This is a genomic window from Dubosiella newyorkensis (assembly GCF_001945605.1).
Taxonomy (GTDB): Bacteria; Bacillota_I; Bacilli_A; order Erysipelotrichales; family Erysipelotrichaceae; genus Dubosiella; species Dubosiella newyorkensis.
This window is the reverse complement of record NZ_MPKA01000138.1, coordinates 1-588: the sequence shown is the minus strand read 5'-3', so window position 1 is coordinate 588 and position 588 is coordinate 1. Positions and strand designations below refer to the sequence as shown.

The following is a 588-nucleotide window of genomic DNA, read 5'->3' as shown; positions in this document are numbered from 1 at the left end:
GATCTTTTGGATTGAATTGTCTTTTCAGAAGATTGTGAAGTTTTCGATCATTCCCTTTAGATATGGTCGTTTTTATCTTGTGTTTCAGATATTTCGGTTTGATATTGGCTTCTTTCATGATCGAATAGACATACTTCTGGCATCCTTTGATTCCATGCTTATGGAGGATCACGGCAATCTTGGGAGAGCCATAGATCTGGTGCGAATCGTTGTAGATCTTGACGATTGCTTTTTTTGTTTTTTCCCGCCGGACTTTTGTCTTGGATGGTTTTGATCTTAAATACTTGTAGTAGCCGGAAGTGCTCTTATCCAATTTTGCCAGTATACCCGCTACCGATGCTTTGGGATGTTTCTCTTTGTATTCCCGAACCGATCGATAGAGGATACGAGCTGTTATTTGCCGAGTATACTGATCGCTTTTTTTAATACATTGAGCGCGTCCTGGGTATCTCTGAGCTGTTTTTTAAGATGGGCGATCTCTTTGGCTTCATCGCTGCTGTAGTTGCCAGACCCTCGAACAATGACTTGATCGTCATGCTCTTTATAGCTTTTTACCCATCCTCCAATTGTTGTGTCATGGACTCCGAA

2 protein-coding genes are annotated in these 588 nt (G+C 41.5%); both read right to left on the bottom strand.

What is annotated here, in order from left to right; translation table 11 throughout:
- On the bottom strand, nt 1-313 hold a 313-nt coding region (locus tag BO225_RS11455; protein WP_143356843.1), incomplete at its 3' end, for an IS3 family transposase.
- An 80-nt stretch (nt 314-393) separates the two neighbouring features.
- The coding region (locus BO225_RS11450; RefSeq protein ID WP_233120335.1) for a hypothetical protein at nt 394-588 on the bottom strand (195 nt) is incomplete at its 5' end.